The sequence below is a fragment of the Pseudomonas sp. B28(2017) genome, assembly GCF_002113025.1.
Lineage (GTDB): Bacteria > Pseudomonadota > Gammaproteobacteria > Pseudomonadales > Pseudomonadaceae > Aquipseudomonas.
This window is the reverse complement of sequence record NZ_NEJH01000001.1, coordinates 155,597-178,686: the sequence shown is the minus strand read 5'-3', so window position 1 is coordinate 178,686 and position 23,090 is coordinate 155,597. Positions and strand designations below refer to the sequence as shown.

Annotated in this window: 25 protein-coding genes; 10 read left to right on the top strand and 15 right to left on the bottom strand. The window is 60.1% G+C overall.

The features are described 5' to 3' along the window. Positions 1 to 38: 38 nt before the first annotated feature. Both CAF65_RS00835 and CAF65_RS00830 read right to left on the bottom strand, forming a co-directional pair. Entirely contained in the window at positions 39 to 521 is a 483-nt protein-coding gene (locus CAF65_RS00835; protein ID WP_085714569.1) for a glutathione peroxidase, read from the bottom strand. A 122-nt stretch (positions 522 to 643) separates the two neighbouring features. After that, a complete protein-coding gene (locus CAF65_RS00830) occupies positions 644 to 1,129 on the bottom strand; it encodes a peptidylprolyl isomerase (protein WP_007942189.1) in 486 nt (161 codons plus the stop codon). Here CAF65_RS00830 and CAF65_RS00825 point away from each other — a divergent pair. From CAF65_RS00825 to CAF65_RS00815, 3 genes are read left to right on the top strand one after another with little or no spacing between them, the layout of a single operon-like run. Further along, the gene (locus tag CAF65_RS00825; protein ID WP_085714568.1) at positions 1,098 to 1,424 is read left to right on the top strand and encodes a DUF3565 domain-containing protein; all 327 of its coding nucleotides are present in this window, start codon (positions 1,098 to 1,100) and stop codon (positions 1,422 to 1,424) included. The two genes, CAF65_RS00830 and CAF65_RS00825, sit on opposite strands and share 32 nt — an antisense overlap. Positions 1,425 to 1,484: 60 nt before the next feature. After that, positions 1,485 to 3,584: a phosphate acetyltransferase gene (gene pta, locus CAF65_RS00820; protein WP_085714567.1), complete on the top strand. Its 2,100-nt coding sequence runs from the start codon at positions 1,485 to 1,487 to the stop codon at positions 3,582 to 3,584. Next, positions 3,585 to 4,487, top strand: coding sequence for an acyltransferase (locus CAF65_RS00815; protein WP_085714566.1), 903 nt, complete (start codon positions 3,585 to 3,587; stop codon positions 4,485 to 4,487). 111 nt (positions 4,488 to 4,598) lie between these two features. Here CAF65_RS00815 and cysN read toward each other — a convergent pair whose 3' ends face one another. From cysN to CAF65_RS00800, 3 genes are all read right to left on the bottom strand, one after another. Continuing rightward, on the bottom strand, positions 4,599 to 6,497 hold the full coding sequence (cysN, locus tag CAF65_RS00810; RefSeq protein ID WP_085714565.1) for a sulfate adenylyltransferase subunit CysN: 1,899 nt from the start codon (positions 6,495 to 6,497) through the stop codon (positions 4,599 to 4,601). A 9-nt stretch (positions 6,498 to 6,506) separates the two neighbouring features. Further along, positions 6,507 to 7,424 (bottom strand): sulfate adenylyltransferase subunit CysD, encoded by a 918-nt coding sequence (cysD, locus tag CAF65_RS00805; protein ID WP_085714564.1) that lies wholly within the window; start codon positions 7,422 to 7,424, stop codon positions 6,507 to 6,509. Between the two features lie 259 nt (positions 7,425 to 7,683). Next, a complete protein-coding gene (locus CAF65_RS00800) occupies positions 7,684 to 8,442 on the bottom strand; it encodes a Nif3-like dinuclear metal center hexameric protein (protein ID WP_085714563.1) in 759 nt (252 codons plus the stop codon). Between the two features lie 103 nt (positions 8,443 to 8,545). Between CAF65_RS00800 and algW the strand changes: the two genes are divergently transcribed. Further along, positions 8,546 to 9,709, top strand: coding sequence for a Do family serine endopeptidase AlgW (gene algW, locus CAF65_RS00795; RefSeq protein WP_085714562.1), 1,164 nt, complete (start codon positions 8,546 to 8,548; stop codon positions 9,707 to 9,709). A gap of 57 nt (positions 9,710 to 9,766) precedes the next feature. On the opposite strand, the gene hisC is transcribed toward algW, so the two are convergent. The 10 genes from hisC to CAF65_RS00745 all read right to left on the bottom strand — a co-directional run bounded on the left by hisC (position 9,767) and on the right by CAF65_RS00745 (position 17,741). Continuing rightward, positions 9,767 to 10,819, bottom strand: coding sequence for a histidinol-phosphate transaminase (hisC, locus tag CAF65_RS00790; RefSeq protein WP_085714561.1), 1,053 nt, complete (start codon positions 10,817 to 10,819; stop codon positions 9,767 to 9,769). Between the two features lie 2 nt (positions 10,820 to 10,821). After that, positions 10,822 to 12,159, bottom strand: coding sequence for a histidinol dehydrogenase (hisD, locus tag CAF65_RS00785; RefSeq protein WP_085714560.1), 1,338 nt, complete (start codon positions 12,157 to 12,159; stop codon positions 10,822 to 10,824). Positions 12,160 to 12,285: 126 nt separating this feature from the next. Continuing rightward, the gene (gene hisG / locus CAF65_RS00780) at positions 12,286 to 12,921 is read right to left on the bottom strand and encodes an ATP phosphoribosyltransferase (protein ID WP_007970278.1); all 636 of its coding nucleotides are present in this window, start codon (positions 12,919 to 12,921) and stop codon (positions 12,286 to 12,288) included. Positions 12,922 to 13,046: 125 nt separating this feature from the next. Next, a complete protein-coding gene (gene murA / locus CAF65_RS00775; RefSeq protein WP_085714559.1) occupies positions 13,047 to 14,312 on the bottom strand; it encodes a UDP-N-acetylglucosamine 1-carboxyvinyltransferase in 1,266 nt (421 codons plus the stop codon). A gap of 22 nt (positions 14,313 to 14,334) precedes the next feature. Further along, entirely contained in the window at positions 14,335 to 14,586 is a 252-nt protein-coding gene (locus tag CAF65_RS00770; protein ID WP_057398892.1) for a BolA family protein, read from the bottom strand. Positions 14,587 to 14,700: 114 nt separating this feature from the next. Further along, positions 14,701 to 15,006, bottom strand: coding sequence for a lipid asymmetry maintenance protein MlaB (locus CAF65_RS00765; RefSeq protein ID WP_085714558.1), 306 nt, complete (start codon positions 15,004 to 15,006; stop codon positions 14,701 to 14,703). Continuing rightward, positions 15,003 to 15,656: a phospholipid-binding protein MlaC gene (locus CAF65_RS00760; RefSeq protein WP_085714557.1), complete on the bottom strand. Its 654-nt coding sequence runs from the start codon at positions 15,654 to 15,656 to the stop codon at positions 15,003 to 15,005. Before CAF65_RS00760 ends, CAF65_RS00765 begins: the two co-directional genes overlap by 4 nt. A gap of 11 nt (positions 15,657 to 15,667) precedes the next feature. After that, positions 15,668 to 16,135: an outer membrane lipid asymmetry maintenance protein MlaD gene (mlaD, locus tag CAF65_RS00755; protein ID WP_085714556.1), complete on the bottom strand. Its 468-nt coding sequence runs from the start codon at positions 16,133 to 16,135 to the stop codon at positions 15,668 to 15,670. Continuing rightward, positions 16,135 to 16,932, bottom strand: a complete 798-nt coding sequence (mlaE, locus tag CAF65_RS00750; RefSeq protein ID WP_085714555.1) for a lipid asymmetry maintenance ABC transporter permease subunit MlaE — start codon at positions 16,930 to 16,932, stop codon at positions 16,135 to 16,137. Before mlaE ends, mlaD begins: the two co-directional genes overlap by 1 nt. Continuing rightward, positions 16,932 to 17,741 (bottom strand): ATP-binding cassette domain-containing protein, encoded by an 810-nt coding sequence (locus CAF65_RS00745; RefSeq protein ID WP_008018709.1) that lies wholly within the window; start codon positions 17,739 to 17,741, stop codon positions 16,932 to 16,934. The genes mlaE and CAF65_RS00745 overlap by 1 nt, the downstream gene beginning before the upstream one ends. 276 nt (positions 17,742 to 18,017) lie before the next feature. Here CAF65_RS00745 and CAF65_RS00740 point away from each other — a divergent pair, with 276 nt between their 5' ends. From CAF65_RS00740 to CAF65_RS00715, 6 genes are all read left to right on the top strand, one after another. Next, positions 18,018 to 18,992: a KpsF/GutQ family sugar-phosphate isomerase gene (locus CAF65_RS00740; protein WP_085714554.1), complete on the top strand. Its 975-nt coding sequence runs from the start codon at positions 18,018 to 18,020 to the stop codon at positions 18,990 to 18,992. Beyond that, positions 18,992 to 19,516 carry an HAD family hydrolase gene (locus CAF65_RS00735; RefSeq protein WP_008018712.1) on the top strand — a complete coding sequence of 175 codons (525 nt, stop codon included), beginning with the start codon at positions 18,992 to 18,994 and terminating at the stop codon, positions 19,514 to 19,516. Before CAF65_RS00740 ends, CAF65_RS00735 begins: the two co-directional genes overlap by 1 nt. Positions 19,517 to 19,523: 7 nt before the next feature. Further along, complete coding sequence (lptC, locus tag CAF65_RS00730) at positions 19,524 to 20,096, top strand: LPS export ABC transporter periplasmic protein LptC (RefSeq protein WP_085714553.1); 573 nt, start codon at positions 19,524 to 19,526, stop codon at positions 20,094 to 20,096. Then, the gene (lptA, locus tag CAF65_RS00725; RefSeq protein WP_085714552.1) at positions 20,083 to 20,631 is read left to right on the top strand and encodes a lipopolysaccharide transport periplasmic protein LptA; all 549 of its coding nucleotides are present in this window, start codon (positions 20,083 to 20,085) and stop codon (positions 20,629 to 20,631) included. The genes lptC and lptA overlap by 14 nt, the downstream gene beginning before the upstream one ends. Further along, positions 20,631 to 21,356 (top strand): LPS export ABC transporter ATP-binding protein, encoded by a 726-nt coding sequence (gene lptB / locus CAF65_RS00720; RefSeq protein ID WP_085714551.1) that lies wholly within the window; start codon positions 20,631 to 20,633, stop codon positions 21,354 to 21,356. Before lptA ends, lptB begins: the two co-directional genes overlap by 1 nt. A 184-nt stretch (positions 21,357 to 21,540) precedes the next feature. Further along, the gene (locus CAF65_RS00715) at positions 21,541 to 23,034 is read left to right on the top strand and encodes an RNA polymerase factor sigma-54 (protein ID WP_085714550.1); all 1,494 of its coding nucleotides are present in this window, start codon (positions 21,541 to 21,543) and stop codon (positions 23,032 to 23,034) included. The last annotated feature ends 56 nt before the right edge of the window (positions 23,035 to 23,090 follow it).

Below are 23,090 nucleotides of genomic sequence, written 5' to 3'. Positions count from 1 at the left end.
CTTGCGTTCATCGCGAGCTCGCTCCTACAAAGGGAGGATTACTTCAGGGCTTTTTCAATCGCCTGAACGACGCTGGGATCATCCGGAGCAGTACGTGGCGAGAACCTTGCCAGCACGCGGCCGTCCTTGCCCAGCAGGAACTTCTCGAAGTTCCAGGTGATATCGCCCGGAAATTCCGCACCCTCGCCCGCCAGCAAGCGGTACAACTGATGACGCTCATGCCCGTTGACTTCCAGCTTGCTGGACAACGGAAAGGTCACGCCATAGTTGAGGCTGCAGAAATCCTTGATTTCCTGCTCGGTCCCAGGTTCCTGCCCGGCAAACTGGTTGCACGGCAGGCCCAACACGCTGAAGCCTTTGGCCTTGTATTGCTGGTAGAGGTTTTCCAGCGCCGCGTACTGCGGGGTCAAGCCGCATTTGGAAGCGACGTTGACCACCAGCACGACTTGGCCTTTGAAAGGCGCCAGAGGTAGCTCCTGACCATCCAGGGCTGTCAATTTAAGGTCGTGAAAAGCACTCATGACGTACTCCAGATTCCCGTGTTCTTTTCGAAACAGCCACTTGGCGGTGTCGTCAGGGACAGCCGCAGACTAAAAAGGCGCCCACAGGGCGCCTCTCCAGTTATCTGAGCTTAGCGCAGAAATCAGTGGTGATGGCCACCTTCGCCGTGGACGTGGCCATGAGCGATTTCTTCCTGGCTGGCGTCACGGATGGCAACGATCTTGACCTGGAAATTCAGGCGCTGACCGGCCAACGGGTGGTTGCCGTCAACGGTGACATCGTCGCCGTCCAGATCACGGATGGTCACGATCTGCATCTGGCCGTCCGGAGCGGAAGCGTGGAACTGCATACCCACCTCCAGTTCGTCGACGCCTTCGAACATGCTGCGGCTCAGGGTGCTGACCAGTTCGGCAGCGTATTCGCCGTAAGCGTCTTCCGGCTCAACGGCTACGGTCAGCTCGTCACCGACAGCCTTGCCTTCCAGAGCCTTCTCCAGGCCCGGGATGATGTTGCCTGCGCCTTGCAGGTAGACCAGCGGCGCGCCGCCGGCGGAGCTGTCGATGACCTCACCAGCGTCGTTGGTCAGGGTATAGTCGATGGAGACAGCCTTATTGGCGGCGATCAGCATGGGGCGAGACCTTTTGCATAAGAAGATTGAAGGGCCAAGTTTAGCGAAGCAATCGTCCGAAAGCGAACACAACCCGGACAGACGGGATTCGACGGTCACGGGTTTTCATCAGGACGAGGAAGGTCACTGGGTGGCCGAGCTTTCCTGCGGCCATACCCAACACCTGCGGCACCAGCCACCCTGGCAATCTCGCGCCTGGGTCATGGACCCTGCGCAGCGCCGCAAAAAAATAGGCCAACCCTTTGCCTGCGGTTGGTGCGCACAAGGCTCGGTTAGCGATAACCTTGGCGACTGAATTTCGGTAGCCGACCAGTCATAGGTCGTCACCATTGCCATGCACCTTCAGAGAATCCGCATGCAAACTTTTTTTATCGCGCCCACCGATTTTGGTGTGGGTCTGACCTCCATCAGCCTCGGGCTGGTTCGTACCCTTGAGCGGGCCGGGCTCAAGGTCGGCTTTTTCAAACCGATTGCCCAGCCGCATCCGGGCGACACGGGCCCGGAACGTTCCACCGAACTGGTGGCGCGCACCCACGGCCTGAAACCGCCGCAGCCACTGGGCCTGGCCCATGTCGAGCGCATGCTCGGCGACGGCCAGCTCGATGAGTTGCTCGAAGAAATCATCACCCTGTATCAGCAGGCCGCCATCGGCAAGGATGTACTGATCGTCGAAGGCATGGTGCCGACCCGCAGCGCCAGTTACGCCGCGCGGGTCAACCTGCACCTGGCCAAGAGCCTCGACGCCGAGGTGATCCTGGTCTCGGCACCGGAAAACGAAGTGCTGACCGAGCTCTCCGGTCGCGTCGAGTTGCAGGCGCAATTGTTTGGCGGCCCGAAAGACCCGAAAGTCCTCGGCGTGATCCTCAACAAGGTCAAGACCGAGGAAAGCATGGAGGCCTTCGCCACGCGCCTGAAGGAGCATTCGCCGTTGCTGCGCAGTGGTGATTTCCGCTTGCTCGGCTGCATTCCGTTCCAGCCGGAACTGAATGCCCCGCGCACCCGCGACGTCGCCGACCTGATGGGTGCGCAGGTGCTCAACGCCGGTGATTATGAAACCCGGCGCATGACCAAAATCATCATTTGCGCCCGCACCATGCGCAACACCGTGGAGTTGCTCAAGCCCGGCGTGCTGGTGGTGACCCCCGGCGACCGCGACGATATCATCCTCGCCGTCAGCCTCGCGGCCTTGAACGGCGTGCCGCTGGCCGGCCTGCTGCTGACCAGCGACACCCTGCCCGACCCACGCATCATGGACTTGTGCCGCGGCGCCCTGCAGGCCGGGCTGCCGGTGCTGTCGGTGAGTACCGGCTCCTACGACACCGCCAACCTGCTCAATGGCCTGAACAAGGAAATCCCCATCGATGACCGCGAGCGCGCCGAAATCATCACCGATTTCATCGCCAGCCACCTCGATGCCAACTGGTTGCATCAGCGCTGTGGCACACCACGGGAGATGCGCCTGTCGCCAGCGGTGTTCCGCTATCAACTGATCCAGCGCGCCCAGGCGGCCAACAAGCGCATCGTGTTGCCCGAAGGCAGCGAGCCGTTGACCGTGCAGGCTGCCGCGATCTGCCAGGCCCGTGGCATCGCTCGCTGTGTGTTGCTGGCCAAGCCCGAGGATGTGCAGGCTGTCGCCCGTGCCCAGGGCATCGAGTTGCCTCCAGGCCTGGAAATCATTGATCCGGACTTGATTCGCGAGCGCTATGTCGAGCCGATGGTCGCGCTGCGCAAAAGCAAAAGCCTCAATGCACCGATGGCCGAGCAACAACTGGAAGACACCGTGGTGATCGGCACCATGATGCTGGCCCTGGATGAAGTCGACGGCCTCGTATCGGGCGTGATCAACACCACCGCCAACACCATCCGCCCGGCCCTGCAGCTGATCAAGACAGCGCCGGGCTGCACCCTGGTGTCGTCGGTGTTCTTCATGCTGTTTCCGGAAGAAGTGCTGGTCTATGGCGACTGTGTGATGAACCCGCACCCAAGCGCCAGCGAACTGGCCGAGATCGCCCTGCAAAGCGCCGACTCGGCTGCCGCATTCGGCATCACACCAAGGGTGGCGATGATCAGCTACTCCAGTGGTGATTCGGCGAGCGGTGAAGAAGTCGAGAAGGTCCGCGAGGCAACCCTGCTCGCCCATGAACAACAGCACTCGCTGCTGATCGACGGCCCCTTGCAGTACGACGCCGCCGCCAACGAAAGCGTCGCCCGGCAATTGGCGCCGAACAGCCAGGTGGCCGGTCGGGCCACGGTGTACGTGTTCCCCGATCTCAACACCGGCAATACCACCCACAAGGCCGTGCAGCGCAGCGCCGACTGCGTCAGCCTCGGGCCGATGCTGCAAGGTCTGCGCAAACCGGTGAACGATTTGCCGCGCGGCGCGCAGGTCGATGACATCGTCTACACCATTGCCCTGACCGCGATTCAAGCCGCCAACCGACCTATGGATGTGTAAATGCTGGATTTTCTACCTGCCCCGTTGCGCGGCGTGATCGCCGCGCTACTGTTGGCACTGAACACGATATTGCTCTGCTCGTTCCTGTTCTGCGTGGCGCTCGTCAAGGTATTGCCGTTCCCCCTCACCCAGCGCATCGCACGCTGGCTGATGAGCCATACCCATGAAGCCTGGATCAGCATCAATAAAGGCTGGATGAACCTGGTCCGTCGCACCCGCTGGCACATCAGCGGCCTGCAAGGCCTCGACTACCGGCACTCGTACCTGATCACCAGCAACCACCAGAGCTGGGTCGACATTCTGGTGCTGCAATACGTGCTCAACCGGCGCATTCAACCGCTGAAGTTCTTTCTCAAGCAGGAGCTGATCTGGGTCCCGGTGATTGGTCTGGCCTGGTGGGCGCTGGGCTTTCCGTTCATGAAGCGTTACTCCAAGGCGTACCTGGAGAAGCATCCGGAAAAGAAAGGCAAGGACCTGGAAACCACGCGCAAGACCTGTGCGAAATTCCGCGACAACCCGGTGGGCATTTTCAACTTCGTCGAAGGCACGCGCTTCACCGAAGGCAAGCATGCCCAACAGCAATCGCCGTTCAAGTACCTGCTCAAGCCCAAGGCCGGTGGCATTGCCTTTGTGCTGGATGCGATGGGCGAGCAGCTTGAATCGATCGTTAACGTGACCATCCACTACCCCGCCGGGCGTCCCGGTTTTTGGGGTTTGTTGTGCGGGAACGTTGCGGACGTGGTGGTGCACTTTGAAGAGCTGAGAATTCCGCCACAGTTCGTTGGCAAGAACTACGACCAGGATGGTGAGTACCGCCTGCAATTCCAGGGCTGGATCAATCAGTTGTGGCAGGACAAGGATGCGTTACTGGAACAGATGCACCGCGAGTATCCAGCGAAGTAATGCGCTGACTGTTCTGACTCTTCGCGGGCTTGCCCGCGATGACAGTCTCAAGGGCACAAAAAACCCGCCGGTGATTACTCATCGGCGGGTTTTTCATTTTGCGGCTAACGCTTAGATCGCACTACGCTCACGCAGCAGACCCAGCACTTGCTTGACGCCTTCTTCCAGCGATACGGACTGGGTATCGATGACCAGGTCGGCATCCAGCGGTACGTCGTACGGGAAGGACTCGCCCGGGATGTTATCCCCGGCCGCCGCGTACAGGCCTTGCGGATCACGCTCGGCGCAGACCGTTGGCGAAGCCTGGACGTAGACCGTCAGCAGACGCTCCTTGCCGATCAGTTCCCGGGCCTGTTCCCGGCCTTCGGCGCTCGGGGCAACGAATGCAGCGAGGGTCAGCAGGCCGGCTTCGTTGAACTGACGCGCAACATGCGCGGCACGACGCCAGTTTTCGGTACGCCCGGCGCGATCCTGTGGCAGACCTTTGTTCAAGTCGTGACGCAGGTTCTGACCATCAAGCACGAACACCGCACGGCCCAGGTCGAACAGCTTGCGCTCGACGGCATAGGCCAGGGTGCTTTTGCCTGCGCCCGACAAGCCGCTGAACAACACGGTGGCCGGTTGCTGGCCGAAACGCTGTGCACGCTCTTCGGTGGCGACGTGGGCCAGTTTGCCGTGGTGCGTGGCGCTGCCGTGCGCCAGTGGCTGGGCGACGATCATGCCCGCGCCAACGGTGCCGTTGGTCAAGCGGTCGATGATGATGAAGGCGCCGGTGGTGCGGTTGCTGTCGTAACCGTCGAGGGCAATCGGCGCATCGAGCGCGATCTTGACCTTGCCGATTTCGTTCAGCTGCAATGCGCTGGCCGGGCCCTCTTCCAGAGTGTTCACGTCGACCTTGTTGACAATGCTGGCGATGGAGCCCGGCACGTAACTGGTGGCGCGCTTGATGTCGTATTTCTTGCCCGGCAGCATCGGCTCTTCAGCCATCCACACCAGCATGGCTTCGAAGCTGTCGGTCACCGGCGGCACGTTGTCGGCGTGAACCAACAGGTCGCCACGGGAGATGTCGATTTCGTCTTCCATGGTCAGCGTGACTGCCTGACCTGGGCCGGCATGCTCCAGTTCGCCTTCAAAGGTGACGATGGACTTCACGCGGCTGCTCTTGCCCGACGGCAGCACCACGACTTCGTCGCCCTTCTTGACGATGCCGCTGGCCAGGGTGCCGGCGAAACCACGGAAGTTCAGGTTCGGGCGGTTGACGTACTGCACCGGGAAACGCAGGTCGGTGAAGTTGCGGTCGCCGGCCACTTCCACGGTCTCGAGGATTTCCATCAGCGACTGACCGGTGTACCAGGGCGAACGCTCGGACTTGTTCACCACGTTGTCGCCCTTCAGTGCCGACATCGGCACGAAATGCATGCTGGTCGGCTTCATCTTCAAGCCTTCGGCGAACTTCAGGTAGTCGGCCTTGATCGACTCGAACACACCCTGATCGAAGTCCTTGAGGTCCATCTTGTTGATGGCCACTACGATGTGCTTGATGCCCAGCAACGAGGCGATGAAGCTGTGGCGACGGGTCTGGGTCTGCACGCCGTAACGGGCGTCGACCAGGATGATCGCCAGGTCACAGGTGGAAGCGCCGGTGGCCATGTTGCGGGTGTACTGCTCATGGCCGGGGGTGTCGGCGATGATGAATTTGCGCTTGGCGGTGGAGAAGTAGCGGTACGCGACATCGATGGTGATGCCCTGCTCACGCTCGGCCTGCAGGCCGTCGACCAGCAACGCCAGGTCGATGTCTTCACCGGTGGTGCCGACTTTTTTCGAGTCACGGGTAATGGCTTCCAAGTGATCCTCGTAGATCATCTTGGAGTCGTGCAGCAGGCGCCCGATCAGGGTGCTCTTGCCGTCATCGACGTTACCGCAGGTCAGAAAGCGCAGCAGCTCTTTACGTTCGTGCTGGCCCAGGTAGGCGAGGATGTCCTCGCTGATCAAATCAGATGCGTGCGACATGACAACCCCTTAGAAATAACCTTGACGTTTCTTGTCTTCCATCGAGCCTGCGCCATCGTGGTCGATGACACGGCCCTGGCGCTCGGAAGTTCGCGTCAGGAGCATTTCCTGAATGATGTCCGTGAGGCTTTCGGCCTCGGACTCCACCGCGCCCGTCAACGGGTAGCAACCAAGGGTACGGAAACGCACTTTCTTTTTGACGATGCGCGCTTTGTCTTCATCGCTCAGGTATTCGAGGATGCGCTCGTCGTCGATCATGATCAGCGTGCCGTTCTTCTCGATGACTTCACGCTCGGCGGCGAAGTACAGCGGGACGATCGGGATACCTTCAAGGTAGATGTACTGCCAGATGTCCAGCTCGGTCCAGTTCGACAACGGGAAGACGCGGATCGATTCGCCCTTGTTGACCTTGCCGTTGTAGACGTTCCACAGCTCGGGGCGCTGGTTCTTCGGATCCCAGCGGTGCTTGCTGTCGCGGAACGAGTACACACGCTCCTTGGCGCGGGATTTCTCTTCATCGCGACGGGCGCCGCCAAAAGCTGCGTCGAAACCATGCTTGTCGAGTGCCTGCTTCAGGCCCTCGGTCTTCATGATGTCGGTGTGCTTGGCGCTGCCGTGGGTGAACGGGTTGATGTTCTGCGCCACGCCGTCCGGGTTGACGTGGGTGATCAGGTCCAGGCCCAGTTCGGCGACCATCTTGTCGCGGAAGGCGTACATCTCCTGGAATTTCCAGCGAGTGTCGACGTGCATCACCGGAAACGGCAGCTTGCCCGGGAAGAACGCCTTGCGTGCCAGATGCAGCATCACGGCGGAGTCTTTACCGATGGAGTACAGCATCACCGGGTTGTCGAACTCGGCGGCCACCTCGCGGATGATGTGGATGCTTTCCGCCTCCAGCTGTTTCAGATGCGTCAGTTTGTCGACCATGGCTACTCACGAAAGCTTTCTTATGAACGGCCAGCGGGCCGTGTTCGAGCGGGGATCCTAGCACAGCGACCTCTTCTAATCAGGACGCCAACTAGATCGAAAGAGCATATGAATATGCCTGCCTGTTTGGCCGCCCTGCCCCCGTGGGAGCGAGCCTGCTCGCGATGGTCGTCAACGATATCGCTGTGCGCCTGACACCCCGTGGCGCCTTCAGGCTCATCGCGAGCAAGCTCGCTCCTACAGGAATAGAGTTGCGCTTTCAGATCGGATTCGGACAATCGATGAAGATGTGCTCCAGCGCAAACCGCCGCGCCAGGTAATCCCCCAGCGCCTGGACGCCGTAGCGTTCGGTCGCATGGTGACCGGCGGCGATGAAACTGATGTCGTTTTCCCGGGCACTGTGGAAGGTTTGCTCGGAAGCTTCGCCGCTGAGGTACAGATCGACACCGGCCAGAATGGCCTGGTCGATGTAACCCTGGCCGCCGCCGGTGCACCAGCCGACACGGCGGATCATGGCGCTGCCTTCGATCAACAGCGGCTCTCGGCCCATGACTTCCTGCACGCGGCGGGCGAAATCCCGGGGCGTCATCGGCTCATTCAGCGAGCCGACCAGGCCGACAATCTTCAGGTTGTCCGGGTCCAGCGGACCTTCGACGGTGATGTCGAGCTGCCGCGCGAGCTGCACGTTATTGCCGACGTCCGGGTGCAGATCCAGCGGCAGGTGATAGGACAAAAGGCTGATATCGTGCTTGAGCAGGGTCTTCAAGCGGCGCTGCTTCATGCCGGTGACGCACGGATTCTCGCCTTTCCAGAAGTAGCCATGATGCACCAGCACCAGGTCGGCATTGGCCTCCACGGCGGCGTCGAGCAAAGCCTGACTCGCGGTGACGCCACTGACAATGCGCATCACTTGCGGCCGCCCCTCGACCTGCAGGCCGTTGGGGCAATAGTCGGCAATCTTGGCACTGTTAAGGTAGCGGTCGGCTTCTTCGACCAGGGTGTTCAGGGCGACGGCCATAAAAGACTCCTAAATATCCCGTTCAGAGGCGCGTGCGGCCTCGTATAATGCGCGTCATTATGAGCGGTCTCATACCGCCTGCAACTCTCTCAGGAAGTGCTTAATGCTCAAGGCGCTGCGTTTTTCCGGCTGGCCACTGTTGGCCGGCTTGCTTGTCGCTCTTTTGATAATCCAGCGTTACCCGCAGTGGGTCGGGCTCCCGAGCCTGGACGTCAATCTGCAACAAGCGCCGCAAACCACCAGCATGCAGCAGGGTCCGGTGTCCTATGCCGACGCGGTAACCACTGCGGCGCCGTCGGTGGTGAACCTGTACACCACTAAAGTCATCAACAAACCCAACCATCCGTTGTTCGAAGATCCGCAGTTCCGGCGCTTCTTCGGCGACAACTCGCCGAAGCAGAAACGCATGGAGTCGAGCCTCGGCTCCGGCGTGATCATGAGCCCGGAAGGCTACATCCTGACCAACAACCACGTGACCAGCGGCGCTGACCAGATCGTGGTGGCACTCAAGGACGGCCGGGAAACACTGGCACGGGTGATCGGCAGCGACCCGGAGACTGACCTCGCGGTTCTGAAAATCGACCTGAAAAACCTGCCGTCGATCACGGTGGGGCGTTCCGACAACATCCGCATCGGCGACGTCGCACTGGCCATCGGCAACCCGTTCGGCGTCGGCCAGACCGTGACCATGGGCATCATCAGCGCCACCGGCCGCAACCAGTTGGGCCTGAACAACTACGAAGATTTCATCCAGACCGACGCCGCCATCAATCCCGGCAACTCCGGCGGTGCGCTGGTGGACGCCGTCGGCAACCTGACCGGTATCAACACGGCGATCTTCTCCAAGTCCGGAGGCTCCCAGGGCATCGGTTTCGCGATCCCGGTGAAACTGGCGATGGAAGTGATGAAGTCGATCATCGAGCACGGCCAGGTGATTCGTGGCTGGTTGGGTATCGAAGTGCAGCCGCTGACCCAGGAACTGGCCGAATCGTTCGGCTTGTCCGGGCGCCCGGGCATTGTCGTGGCGGGGATTTTCCGTGACGGTCCGGCACAAAAGGCCGGCCTGCAACTGGGTGATGTGATTCTTGCCATCGATGGCGAACCAGCCGGTGATGGCCGTCGCTCGATGAATCAGGTGGCGCGGATCAAACCGACTGACAAGGTTACGATCGAGGTCATGCGCAACGGCAAGGAACTCAAGCTGACCGCGGAAATCGGATTGCGTCCGCCACCGGCGCCGGTCAAAGACCAGGAAGAAGCAGAGTAAGCGGCCAATACAATCCCCTGTAGGAGCGAGCTTGCTCCTACAGGGGGCAAAGGTGGTTTAGAGGTCGCCGAGACCGTCGATCAGCGCCTGATTCTGCTCTGGCGTGCCGATGGATATCCGCAGGAACTGGGCAATCCGCTCCTGCTTGAAGTGCCGGACGATCACGCCTTGCTCACGCAACTTCGCTGCCAGGCCCGCCGCATCGTGCTTGGGGTGCCGGGCAAAAATGAAGTTCGCCGCCGACGGCAGCACCTCAAAGCCCTTAACCTGCAACTGCGCAATTACCCATTCACGGTGTTCGATCACCAACCGGCAAGTCTTGTCGAAATACTCGCGATCCTCGAACGCCGCCGCCGCACCGACATTCGCCATGCGATCGATCGGATAGGAGTTGAAACTGTTCTTGATCCGCTCCAGCGCCTCGATCAGGTCCGGATGCCCCACCGCCAGGCCAACCCGCAGACCGGCCAGGGAACGGGACTTGGACAGGGTCTGGGTGACCAGCAGGTTCGGATAACGATCGACCAGCGTGATTGCCGTCTCGCCGCCGAAATCGATGTAAGCCTCATCCACCACGACCACCGAGTCCGGGCTGGCCTTGAGAATCTGCTCCACCGCCTCCAGCGCCAACAGGCAACCGGTCGGCGCATTCGGGTTGGGGAAAATGATCCCGCCGTTCGGCCTGGCGTAATCCGCCGGGCTGATCTGGAATTGCTCGTCCAGCGGCACCGCGTCGAACTGGATGCCGTACAACCCGCAGTAGACCGGGTAGAAGCTGTAGCTGATGTCCGGGAACAGCAGCGGCTGATCGTGCTGCAGCAAACCGTGGAAGATGTGCGCCAGCACTTCATCGGAACCGTTGCCGAGGAACACCTGATTGCCTTGCACGCCGTAGTACCTGGCGACGGCTTGCTTGAGCAAATCGCTGTTCGGGTCCGGGTACAGGCGCAGGTTGTCATTCAGTTCGGTTTGCATTGCGGCCAAGGCTTTCGGCGATGGGCCGTACGGGTTTTCGTTGGTGTTGAGCTTGACCAGTTTGGTCAGCTTTGGCTGTTCGCCCGGTACGTAAGGCACCAGATTCTTGACGAACGGGCTCCAGAATTTGCTCATGTTCAGTTCCCCTGCCCTTGTGGAAAGTCTTCGTCGACGATGCGGTATTCGGCGCTACGGGCGTGGGCGCTCAGCGACTCACCACGGGCCAGCACGGAAGCGGTTTTGCCCAACTCGGAAGCGCCCTGTTCGGAGCAGAAGATGATCGACGAGCGTTTCTGGAAGTCGTACACACCCAGCGGCGAGGAGAAACGCGCGGTGCCGGAAGTCGGCAGCACGTGGTTCGGGCCTGCGCAGTAATCGCCCAGGGCTTCGGAGGTGTGACGGCCCATGAAAATTGCGCCGGCGTGGCGGATTTTCGGCAGCCAGGCCTGTGGATCGGCAACGGACAACTCGAGGTGCTCCGGCGCGATGCGGTTGGCGATTTCGATGGCCTGTTCCATGTCGCGAGCCTTGATCAACGCACCACGGCCATTGATCGAGGTTTCGATGATCGCGGCACGCTCCATGGTCGGCATCAACCTGGCGATGCTGGCGGCGACCTTGTCGAGGAACTCGGCGTCAGGGCTGACCAGAATGGCCTGGGCGTCTTCGTCGTGCTCGGCCTGCGAGAAAAGATCCATGGCGATCCAGTCCGGATCGGTCTGTCCGTCGCACACCACGAGGATCTCGGAAGGGCCGGCGATCATGTCGATCCCGACCTGGCCAAACACGTGGCGCTTGGCGGTAGCCACATAGATATTGCCTGGGCCGACGACCTTGTCGACCTGCGGCACGCTTTCGGTGCCGTAAGCCAGGGCCGCAACGGCCTGGGCGCCGCCGATGGTGAACACGCGGTCGACACCGGCGATGCAGGCGGCGGCCAGCACCAGTTCGTTGATTTCACCGCGCGGGGTCGGAACGACCATGACCACTTCAGTGACACCTGCGACCTTGGCCGGAATCGCGTTCATCAGCACCGACGACGGGTACGACGCCTTGCCGCCCGGTACGTACAGACCGGCGCGGTCCAGCGGCGTGACCTTCTGGCCCAGCACGGTGCCGTCGGCCTCGGTGTAGCTCCAGGAGTCCTGCTTCTGTTTTTCGTGGTAACTGCGCACACGAGCCGCGGCGACTTCCAGGGCTTCACGCTGGGCCACGGAGATGCGGGTGAGTGCCAGTTCCAGGCGCTCACGCGGCAGGATCAGGTCGGCCATGGACTTCACGTCCAGGCCGTCGAACTGGCGGGTGTAGTCCACCAGTGCCGCGTCGCCACGCTCACGCACGGACTTGATGATATCCAGCACCCGCTGATTGACCGAGTCGTCAGACACACTTTCCCAGCTCAGCAGATGATCCAGATGATGCGCGAAATCCGGGTCAGCAGCGTTGAGTCGGCGAATTGCAGTCAGTGCAGTCATAGCGAGAGCCTCATAGGAATGGCAAAAACTCAGGCGCCCTAACTTAGCAGTCGTTTCCGCTTGGGCACCTGAGAATTCTGGCTATGAGGCGGATAGACGGGCGCGACTCAAGGTCGCGCAGGTGAATCAGCCGCGGTGTCGAGACTCCACTGCCTTGCGCAGGGTGTCGATCAACGCCTGGATACGGGCGTGCTGCATCTTCATCGAAGCCTTGTTGACGATCAGCCGCGAGCTGATGGCCGCGATGAAATCCTGTGGCTCCAGGCCATTGGCCCGCAGCGTGTTACCGGTGTCGACCACGTCGATGATCTTGTCCGCCAGGCCGATCAGCGGCGCCAGTTCCATCGAACCGTAGAGCTTGATGATATCGACCTGACGACCCTGTTCGGCATAGTAGCGTTTGGCAACGTTGACGAACTTGGTGGCGATACGCAGACGGCCCTTGGGCTCGACCGCGCCGACTTTACCGGCGGTCATCAGCTTGCACTGGGCAATCTGCAGGTCCAGCGGCTCGTACAGGCCCTGGCCGCCGTATTCCATCAGCACATCTTTACCGGCGACACCGAGGTCGGCAGCACCATGCTCGACATAGGTCGGCACATCGGTAGCACGCACGATCAGCAGACGAACATCGTCCTGGGTCGTGGGGATGATCAGCTTGCGGCTCTTGTCCGGATTCTCGGTCGGCACGATGCCCGCTTCAGCCAGAAGCGGCAAGGTGTCGTCAAGGATGCGGCCCTTGGACAGTGCGATAGTCAGCATGGGAAACGCCTTAATCAGGAATCTTATGCCCGGTCACAATCGGCGCCGGACACGCATCGAGCCGGAAACCGGCTCGACCTCTACAACAATTCAACGGGCACCTCCCTGTGCCCATGCAGCAGAAACTAGCCCGGAACGCGACGGATCCTGGCGCCCAGCATCTGCAGTTTTTCTTCGATGCACTCGTAGCCACGGTCTATGTGGTAGATGCGATCGATCAGCGTGTCGCCTTCGGCGATCAGGGCCGAGATCACCAGGCTGGCCGAAGCACGCAGGTCGGTCGCCATGACTGGCGCGCCCTTGAGCTTTTCGGTACCGGTGACGATCGCCGTGTTGCCCTCGACCTGGATCTTGGCGCCCATGCGGTGCAGCTCGTAGACGTGCATGAAACGGTTTTCGAAGATCGTCTCGATCACGGCGCCAGTGCCTTCGGCAATGGCGTTGAGGGAGATGAACTGCGCCTGCATGTCGGTCGGGAACGCCGGGTACGGAGCGGTCCGCACGTTGACGGCTTTAGGCCGCTTGCCGTGCATGTTCAGCTCGATCCAGTCTTCGCCGGTGTTGATTTCGGCACCGGACTCGCGGAGTTTTTCCAGAACGGCTTCGAGGATGGTCGGATCCGTATCCTTGACCTTCACGCGGCCACCGGTGACGGCTGCCGCCACCAGATAGGTGCCGGTTTCGATACGGTCGGGCATCACTTTATAAGTGGTGGTGTGCAGACGCTCGACGCCATCGATGGTGATGGTATCGGTACCGGCGCCGGAAACCTTGGCGCCCATGGCGTTCAGGAAGTTCGCCAGATCGACCACTTCAGGCTCGCGTGCGGCGTTTGCCAGTACGCTACGGCCCTTGGCGAGGGCAGCGGCCATCATGATGTTTTCGGTACCGGTCACGCTGACGGTATCGAAGAAGAAGTGCGCACCGCGCAGGCCGCCTTCAGGGGCCTTGGCCTTGATGTAGCCGCCTTCGACATCGATGATCGCGCCCATGGCTTCCAGGCCACGGATGTGCAGGTCAACCGGACGCGAACCAATGGCACAACCGCCAGGCAAGGCGACTTCGGCTTCACCAAAACGGGCAACCATCGGGCCCAGCACCAGAATCGACGCACGCATGGTTTTAACCAGTTCGTACGGTGCGACCAGGGTCTTGATGGTGCGCGGGTCGATTTCGACGGCGAGTTTCTCGTCGATTACCGGTTCAATGCCCATGCGGCCGAACAGCTCGATCATGGTGGTGATGTCGTGCAGGTGCGGGAGGTTGGCCACGGTCACCGGGCCATCGCACAGCAGGGTGGCAGCCAGGATCGGCAGGGCAGAGTTCTTTGCCCCGGAAATGCGGATCTCGCCATCAAGACGAGCGCCACCGGTAATAATCAATTTATCCATAAGAATCTCGACGCCCTTGGGCTCAGGTGCGCTCGGCCCAGGCCGCGCTGCTGAAAAATTTCATAGTGACCGCATGGATGCTGCCATCGACGATCCACGGGTTCAAATGGGCATAGACCTGCTGCTGACGCTTGACCGGGCTCAATGCCGCCAGTTCATCGCTAATCACGTTCAGCTGGAAATTGCAGCCTTCGCCCTCGACTTCTACCTGCACTGATAAAAGTGTCTCGGACAGCTTTCCTTCAAGAAAGCTCTTAACTTCGTTGGCCTGCATGCTCAACCTCAATCGGCGCCCTGTGCGCGCGGGTCGGACATCATACAAAAAAGCCCCGCGCCTGCGAACCCCGCCAAGCAGGACTCGGACGGGGGGCTTCTTCATAGATGCGAGTTAGGGGTGCGCCAACAGCTCGGTCAGCTCACTGACCTGAGCGATTTCACGCATGTCTTCCGGCATCCCACGAATGCTCAGGGCCTTGCCGGCCGCCTGCGCATCGCGGATGAAGCACAGCAGCAACGACAAACCGACACTGCTGGACTTGGTCACCGCCGAACAATCGACCACCAGCGCCGCGGCCTTGCTGGCCTTGATCAGCGCTTTACCCTGCTCGCGCAGGCCAGGGCCAGTGCGGTAATCCAGCACGCCGCTGAGTCGCAACTCGCCCGCTTCGTCCATCAGGACTGCCGACTCACTCATTGGGCTGACGGCTCCGGTTTCTTGTCGGTGGCTTCCTTGGCCTTCGCGACTTCCCCGGCCCAACCATTGATGGTCTTGTCCAGGTCGTTGCCATTACGCTGCATCGCATCGGCGAACTGATCGCGGAACAGCTTGCCGATGTTGATGCCGTTGATGATGACGTTACGCAGCTTCCACTCGCCGTTGATCTTTTCCAGCGTGTAGGACACTGGATAGATCGCGCCGCTGCTGCCCTTGACGGTCATGCCGACGCTGGTACGGTCGCCCGACTCGTCTTTGGCCGGTTCAACGGTGATCCCCTGGTTGTTGTACTCCAGCAAGGCGTTGCCGTAGAACTGGAACAGACCCTTCTTGAAGTTTTCTTCGAAGGTCTTCATCTGCGCAGGCGTAGCTTTCTTCGAGTATTTGACCGTCATGATGCTCTTGGAAATACCCTCGGCATCCACAACCGGCCCGACGATGTTGTCCAGCGCCGTATAGAAGTCCTGCGGGTCCTTCTTGTACTTCTCTTTGTTTGCCGCCAGATCCGCGAGCATACGGTTGGTTGTGTCCTGCACCAGTTCGTGCGCCGAAGGCGCCGCTGCGGCATGGGACACCAACGGAAACACCGCGAGCATTACCAGCAGGCCACGTCGCAAGGTAGAGATCATTTAACAGTTCCTCATTTAGCTTCTTTGCTAACGGTATTGAGCAGGAATTTACCGATCAGGTCTTCGAGCACCAGCGATGACTGCGTGTCATGGATGGTTCCACCATCCTTGAGCAGGGTGTCTTCCCCGCCCACGCTGATACCGATGTACTTCTCGCCCAACAGACCAGCAGTCAGGATAGATGCAGTAGAGTCCGCCGGAAGATTATCGATGCGTTTTTCCAGCTGCATGGTCACCCGACCGGTGAAACTGTCGCGATCCAGATCGATGGCCGTAACCTTGCCGATGGTCACACCGGCCATGGTCACCTTTGCTCTGACAGTCAAACCGGCGATATTGTCGAAGTAGGCGTAAAGTTTATACGTATCGCTGCTCGGAGTCGGGGACAGGCCGCTGACCCGCAACGCCAACAAGAGCAAAGCCAGGATGCCAGCCAGCAAGAAAAGGCCGACACCGATTTCCAGGGTGCGGTTTTGCATCAGAAATCTCCAAACATCAAGGCGGTCAGAATAAAGTCCAGGCCGAGTACTGCCAACGAGGCATATACAACGGTCTTGGTAGTGGCACGACTGATCCCCTCGGAAGTGGGTTCGCAGTCATAGCCTTGGAATACGGCGATCCAGGTCACGACAAAGGCAAAGACGATACTTTTGATGATCCCGTTGAGCACATCATCGGAGAACGTCACGCTGTTCTGCATGTTCGACCAGTAGGAACCTTCATAGACCCCCAGCCAGTCGACAGCTACCCACGAGCCGCCCCAGATACCCACCACGCTGAAAATCATCGCCAGCACCGGCAGGGAAATGAACCCGGCCCACAAGCGTGGCGCGATGATGTACTTGAGCGGGTCAACCCCGATCATTTCCAGACTGGACAGTTGCTCGGTGGACTTCATGTTGCCGATTTCGGCGGTCAACGCCGAACCGGCGCGCCCGGCGAACAGCAAGGCAGTCACCACCGGCCCCAGCTCACGCAGCAGCGTCAGGGCAACCATCTGCCCGACAGCCTGCTCTGAACCATAGCTGGAAAGAATGTTGAAGCCCTGCAGCGCCAGCACCATGCCGATGAACACCCCGGAGACCACGATGATCACCAGGGACATCACGCCCACCGAATGCAATTGCTTGACCAGCAGCCCGAAGCCGCCACCGATACCGCCCCGCCCCAGCAAGGCATGGAACAGGAACAAGCTCGAACGCCCGAACACCGCCAGCGCATCGATACCGGCCTGGCCGAAGCGACGAACGCGCTCTATCAATGAAATTCTGCGCATCAGCGCTTCCCCAGAAGATCTGCGCGGTAATCCGTCGCTGGAAAGTGGTACGGAACCGGGCCGTCGGGTTCGCCGGTCATGAACTGACGAATGCGCGGTTCATCCGAGTTCATCAACTCGTCCGGCGTCCCCTGCCCCAACACCTGACCATCGCCCACCACATAAATGTAATCGGCAATGCTCGCGGTCTCGGCCAGGTCATGGGATACCACGATGCTGGTGATGCCCAGCGCATCGTTGAGCAGACGAATGAGACGCACCAGAACGCCCATTGCGATAGGGTCCTGGCCGACAAAGGGCTCGTCGTACATGAGGATCTGTGGATCGAGCGCAATCGCCCGGGCCAGCGCGACACGGCGCTTCATGCCGCCGGAAAGCTCGTCGGGCATCAGATCGATGGCACCGCGCAAGCCCACGGCCTGCAGCTTGAGCAGGACGATGTCGCGGATCATTTCATCCGGCAGCTGTGTATGAACCCGCAACGGAAAAGCGACGTTCTCGAACACATCGAGGTCGGTAAACAGCGCGCCGCTCTGAAAAAGCACGCCCATATGCTTTCGCGCATCGAACAGGTCGCTGCGCGACAGTTTGGGCAGATTCTGACCGTTGACCCAGACTTCGCCCTTGGTGGGCCGCAGTTGGGCGCCCATCAGGCGCAAGAGCGTGGTCTTGCCACACCCGGAAGGCCCCATGATCCCGGTGACCTTGCCGCGCGGGATACGGATATCGACATTATTGAAAATGCTGCGCGCACCGCGCTTGAAGGACAGTCCCTTCAGCTCGACCGCGTAGGCGTTATCGGCACTCATCTAAACTCCTTGCGATGCAGCCTCTCACTCGGACGCCTGGCCTTCTGACGAAAGCACATACCTCCCGGGCAGGCCGAACTGGCGGCGAACTATATCACTGCAAAGGGTACGCGCCCAAGGCCAAAGCCGAGCCAAGTTCAACCGCATGACCGCCTGAAAGCCCCATTTAGAAGGTTTCAGGTGACCGAAAATAACAATGCGCGACGAACTTGCGTGAGGGATTCGATCATAACCGCTATAATCGCCGCCTTTTCATCAGGCTATACGATTTCTGACATGAGCCAATCCAGCGACCTGATTCAATCAGCACAACGCACCATCCGCCTCGAGGTAGAAGCCGTGCAAGGCCTGCTACCCCAGATCGACGCAGATTTCGTACGCGCTTGCGAGATGATTCTGGCCAGCAAAGGCCGCGTGGTCGTGGTCGGCATGGGCAAGTCGGGGCACATCGGCAACAAGATCGCCGCGACCCTGGCCAGCACCGGCACCACGGCATTTTTTGTGCACCCGGCTGAAGCCAGCCACGGTGACATGGGCATGATTACCCGCGACGACATCATTCTGGCGCTCTCGAATTCCGGCTCCACCAATGAAATCGTTACCCTGCTGCCACTGATCAAGCGCCTGGGCATTCAGATGATCAGCGTGACCGGCAACCCTGACTCGCCGCTGGCCAAGGCAGCCGAAGTCAACCTGAATGTTCATGTCGAACACGAAGCCTGCCCGTTGAACCTGGCACCCACTTCGTCGACCACCGCCGCCCTGGTCATGGGCGACGCCCTGGCAGTCGCGCTGCTGGAAGCCCGCGGCTTTACCGCCGAAGACTTCGCCTTTTCCCATCCTGGCGGCGCCCTGGGCCGACGCCTGTTGCTGAAAGTGGAAAATGTCATGCACGCAGGCCAGGAACTGCCGCAGGTCCAGCGCGGCACCCTGCTCAAGGATGCCCTGATGGAAATGACCCGCAAGGGCCTGGGCATGACCGTCATTCTGGAATCCGACGGCAAACTGGCCGGAATCTTCACCGACGGTGATTTGCGCCGCACACTGGACCGCAGCATCGATATCCACAGCGCTATCATCGATCAGGTCATGACGGCCCATGGCAAGACCGCGCGCGCCGAGATGCTTGCCGCCGAAGCACTGAAAATCATGGAAGACCATAAAATCAACGCATTGGTCGTGGTCGACCGCGAAGACCGCCCGGTCGGCGCCTTGAACATGCACGACTTGCTGCGTGCAGGAGTAATGTAATGAGTGCGGACCTGTTGCAACGTGGCAAACAGATCAAACTGGCGGTGTTCGATGTCGATGGCGTGCTCACCGATGGGCGCCTGTACTTCCTCGAAGACGGCAGCGAATTCAAGACATTCAACACACTCGATGGCCAGGGTATCAAGATGCTGATGGCCGCCGGCGTGCAAACCGCCATCATCAGTGGTCGCAAGACCCCGGTGGTCGAGCGCCGAGCGAAGAACCTCGGCATCCCCCATCTCTATCAGGGGCGCGAAGACAAACTGGTGGTACTCGACGAACTGCTGGCCCAACTGAACCTGAGCTATGAACAGGTGGCCTACCTCGGCGACGACCTGCCGGACCTGCCGGTGATTCGCCGCGTCGGCCTGGGCATGGCGGTGGCCAATGCCGCCAGTTTCGTGCGTGAACACGCTCACGGCATCACCCTCGCTCGTGGCGGCGAAGGTGCCGCTCGCGAATTCTGCGAATTGATCCTGCGCGCCCAGGACCGCCTCGATGCGGCCAATGCGGCGTACCTGTGAGCCCACTATGCTGAGCAAAAAGTTTCGCAACACCCTACTGTTCAGTTGCATCGCGGCGATATTCGTCGCGGTTGGCTACTGGAACATCAGCCCGGAACGCTTCCTCGACAAGCCGGTAACGCCGATCGATGAAAGTGCGATCGACTATTACGCCACCAACGCCCACAGCGTGCAGTACCTGCCCGACGGCAAGCTGCAATATGACCTGGTGTCCGACAAGGTCGAGCACCTGAAAGCGACCGAGGTGACATTGCTGACCAACCCCGACCTGAATGTATTCCGCGGCACTGAATACCCGTGGCACGTCCAGAGCCTGAAGGGCGAGGTCAACCCTGACGGCACACAGGTCGAACTGATCGATGACGTGCGCATCACGCGCTTCGATGAGAAAGACCGTAAAACCCTGATCACCAGCACCCGCATGACCGTGTTCCCGCAGCAGCAATATGCGCAGACCGAGCAAGACGTTAGAATCGACGGCGCTGGCGGTGTATCGACTGGCAAGGGAATGAAAGCGTATTTGAAAGAAAGCAGGATACACCTGCTATCGAACGTAAGAGGACAGTATGAGGCTCGTTAAAACCCTCCCGATTTTGCTCAGTCTGGGCGCAGCACTGGGAAGCGTGAGCGCCTGGGCTCTGCCGGAAGATCAACAGCAGCCTATCCGCATTCAGGCCGACGATGCCCAACTGGACGACAAGCAAGGTATTGCTACCTATAAGGGTGACGTGATCATCACCCAGGGCTCGATGAAGGTAACCGGCAACACCGTGACCATCACCCGCACCCCGACTGGCGACATCGACGTGGTGACCTCGGTGGGCAACCTGGCGTACTTCGAGCAATTGCAAACGGCTGGCGACACCAAACCCGTTCAGGGCTGGGGCGTGACGATCCAGTATCACGCCGCGCAAAACCGCGTCGTACTGATCGACAAGGCCAAAGTTGTCGACAAGGACAACAACGTCACCCAGGGCGAAAAAATCGTCTACGACACGGTCAAGAAGCTCGCCAGCGCCGGTCGCGCCACGGGCAGCAAGGTCACCGAGGCACGTCCGCGAATCGACATGGTGATCCAGCCGAAGAAGAAAACCGACGAGAAAAAGGCCCAGTAATGGCAACTCTGAAAGCTCAGCATCTGGCCAAGAGCTACAAGAGCCGCCAGGTCGTGCGTGATGTCAGCTTGTCTATCGACAGCGGCCAGATCGTCGGCCTGCTAGGCCCGAACGGTGCCGGCAAGACCACTTGCTTCTACATGATCGTCGGCCTGGTGCAAGCCGACCAGGGCCGCGTCCTGATCGACGACCACGATGTCAGCCACCAGCCCATGCACGGCCGCGCAAAAGCCGGTATCGGCTACTTGCCGCAGGAAGCATCGATCTTTCGCAAACTGTCGGTGGCCGACAACATCATGGCCATCCTCGAGACCCGCAAGGAACTCGACAAGGCCAGCCGTCGCAAGGAGCTGGAAAGCCTGCTGCAGGAATTCCACATCAGTCACATCCGCGACAACCTCGGCATGAGCCTGTCCGGTGGCGAGCGCCGTCGCGTGGAGATCGCCCGCGCCCTGGCCACCAACCCGAAATTCATCCTCCTCGACGAACCCTTCGCCGGCGTGGACCCGATTTCGGTCGGGGACATCAAGCAGATCATCTACCACCTCAAGGCCAAGGGCATTGGCGTGCTGATCACGGACCACAACGTTCGTGAAACCCTGGATATCTGTGAAACCGCCTATATCGTCAATGACGGTCAACTGATCGCCGAAGGTGACGCAGAGACCATCCTGGCCAACAGCCTGGTCAAGGAAGTGTATCTGGGCCATGAGTTCCGCCTGTAAAAGCAGTGGTATCTGGCAGGTCATCCGAGCGCTTGTCCCGATAAAAAATCAACACTTTTTTATTGTTACAGCGCTCTAGGCAAACGCTGCAGTTTCGGGCATATAATTTGCTTATGTTTGGCGCTCCGGCGCCCTGTAGTGGATGGCGCATGTGCGCCGGCGAATAAGGTGTTAAGCCCCTGCCATGAAACCATCGCTAGTCTTGAGAATGGGCCAGCAGCTGACGATGACACCGCAGCTGCAACAGGCCATCCGCCTGCTCCAATTGTCGACCCTGGACCTGCAACAGGAAATCCAGGAGGCCCTGGAGTCCAATCCAATGCTCGAACGCCAGGAAGAAGGCGACGACTTCGACAATTCCGACCCCTTGGCCGACAACGCCGAACAAAAGCCCAACACTGACATCCAGGAACCCTCCTACCAGGAAAGCACCCCGACGGTTGATAACCTCGATGAAGGCGACTGGAACGAGCGTATTCCCAACGATCTGCCCGTCGACACCGCATGGGAAGACGTTTACCAGACCAGCGCCAGCAGCCTGCCCAGCAACGATGACGACGAGTGGGACTTCACCACCCGTACCTCGGCCGGCGAAAGCCTGCAAAGCCACTTGCTGTGGCAACTGAACCTGGCTCCAATGTCCGACACCGATCGCCTGATCGCCGTGACCCTGATCGATTGCATCAACAATCAGGGCTACCTGGACGAAACCCTCGAGGAAATCCTCGAAGCCTTCGATCCGGAACTGGACATCGAACTGGACGAAATCGAAGCCGTCCTGCACCGCATCCAGCAATTCGAGCCCGCCGGCATCGGCGCACGCAACCTGGGCGAATGCCTGCTGCTGCAATTGCGCCAGTTGCCGGCCAAGACCCCTTGGCTGGCCGAGGCCAAGCGCCTGGTCACCGATTACATCGACCTGCTCGGCAGCCGCGACTACAGCCAGTTGATGCGCCGCATGAAGCTCAAGGAAGACGAGCTGCGTCAGGTCATCGAACTGGTCCAGAGCCTCAACCCGCGCCCGGGCTCGCAGATCGAGTCCACCGAAGCCGAGTACGTCGTGCCTGACGTTATCGTGCGCAAGGACAACGAGCGCTGGCTGGTGGAGCTGAATCAGGAGTCGGTGCCACGGCTGCGGGTCAACGCCCAGTACGCTGGTTTCGTGCGCCGCGCCGACACCAGCGCCGATAACACGTTCATGCGCAATCAGTTGCAGGAGGCCCGCTGGTTCATCAAGAGCCTGCAAAGCCGCAATGAAACCCTGATGAAAGTAGCCACCCAGATCGTCGAGCATCAGCGCGGGTTCCTCGAATATGGCGACGAAGCCATGAAGCCGCTGGTCCTGCACGACATCGCCGAAGCGGTCGGCATGCATGAATCGACGATTTCACGGGTGACCACCCAGAAGTTCATGCATACCCCCCGGGGTATTTATGAACTGAAATACTTTTTCTCAAGTCACGTAAGCACCTCCGAAGGCGGCGAATGCTCGTCCACGGCGATCCGGGCGATCATCAAAAAACTGGTTGCCGCGGAAAATCAGAAAAAGCCGTTGAGTGACAGCAAGATCGCTGGTTTACTGGAGGCACAAGGCATTCAGGTGGCCCGCCGCACCGTCGCCAAGTACCGCGAATCCCTCGGGATCGCGCCTTCGAGCGAACGCAAGCGGTTGATGTAGGGCCACGCCACAGCGTTCCAGTGGTAGATCATCTGGTCTACCGCTTTATGCACTGG